The organism is Mesorhizobium sp. M7A.F.Ca.CA.002.09.1.1 (genome assembly GCF_003998555.1).
Lineage (GTDB): Bacteria > Pseudomonadota > Alphaproteobacteria > Rhizobiales > Rhizobiaceae > Mesorhizobium > Mesorhizobium ciceri.
Map to the genome: position 1 here is coordinate 1 of NZ_RZRR01001236.1, position 1,251 is coordinate 1,251.

At 64.3% G+C, this 1,251-nt stretch carries 2 protein-coding genes; both read right to left on the reverse strand.

The window, feature by feature from the left end; translation table 11 throughout:
- Window positions 1-473: hydantoinase/oxoprolinase N-terminal domain-containing protein (locus tag EN994_RS32120; protein ID WP_281060223.1), on the reverse strand; the 473-nt coding region annotated here is incomplete at its 3' end.
- Between the two features lie 121 nt (window positions 474-594).
- A complete protein-coding gene (locus EN994_RS32125) occupies window positions 595-1,221 on the reverse strand; it encodes a CDGSH iron-sulfur domain-containing protein (protein ID WP_013528606.1) in 627 nt (208 codons plus the stop codon).
- Window positions 1,222-1,251: the final 30 nt, after the last annotated feature.

Genomic DNA, 1,251 nt, shown 5'->3' on the forward strand with positions numbered 1-1,251 from the left:
CCGGACACCGAGGCGCCGAGTTCCGGCAGCGCCGCTTCCAGTCCGGACAGATCGAGCTTGGCGGCATTGCCATGCACGTCGTGACCGCCCGGACAAAAAACCACCGGATCGGTGCCGAGCGCGGCCTTCAGCCCGTCGCGGGCGAGGTCGCCCTCGGAAAAGCCGATCATCACCAGCGCGACGCGGCCGCCCTGGCCCTCGACGAGCGCGTTGGTGGCAAGCGTCGTCGACATCGACACCAGCTTGATATCAGCCGGATCGGTTCCGGCTTTCTGCAGCACCGCGTCGACGGCGCCGGAAATGCCGACGGCAAGATCATGCCTGGTGGTCAGCGCCTTGGCCTTGGCCAGCACCTTGCCCTTGTTCGGCCCTTCTTGCGGGCCTTCTGTTTCAGACCACAACACGGCATCGGTATAGGTGCCGCCGGTGTCGATTCCGAGGAACAACGGTTTTGGCTTGGTCTTGGCTGTCATTTTTGGCGGCGGTCCGGCTGGGGAGTCTGTCTGCCCCTGCCTTTAGCCGATGCGGGCGGGTCGATAAAGCTGCGAGCGCTGGGCCAAGGCGGAGATTGGCAGCGTTGGCCGAAGCGCCAACCTACCCGACAAACCCCACTTTCTTGTGCGTGCCATCGCAGAACGGCTTGTTGGCGGAATGGCCGCAGCGGCAGAGGAAGGCGCGTTGTGTACGGTCGACCGTATGGCCGGTTCCGGTGACGATCTCGAGATTGCCCTCAAGCTTGAGCGGGCCATTGGTGGTCGGCGTCACTTTCAGCGGACCATTTCTCGCTTCGAGCGCCGGCGTGTCCTTCAGCTGCGGCTCGCCGGTGGCGGCAAAACCGGATTTGTTGTGGCTGCCGTCGCAGAACGGCTTGTTTTCCGAAGCGCCGCAGCGGCAGAGCGTGGCACGATAAGAAGTCTCGCCGTCGAGAACGATCTCGGCGTGTACCGCCAGCGGGCCGTTTTCCCGCAGCCGCACCGTGTTGACCACCGGTGCTTGCTCCTGCGGCCCGCCATCCTTCCTGACATAGGTGATGGCGCCCGACGGGCAGCTTTCGGCGATGGCGACGATCTTCTCGACGCTGGCCGCCTCGGGATGGATCCATTGACCCGGCGCGTTGGGCACGAAGACGTGCGGATCGCCGAGCACGCAGTTGCGCGAATGGATGCAGCGCTTGCCGGAAAACCCGACGTCGATCTTGTCGCTTTCGACCATGCCGGCCATAGCTGAGCTCCTTTTGCCTGAAGCACGTCG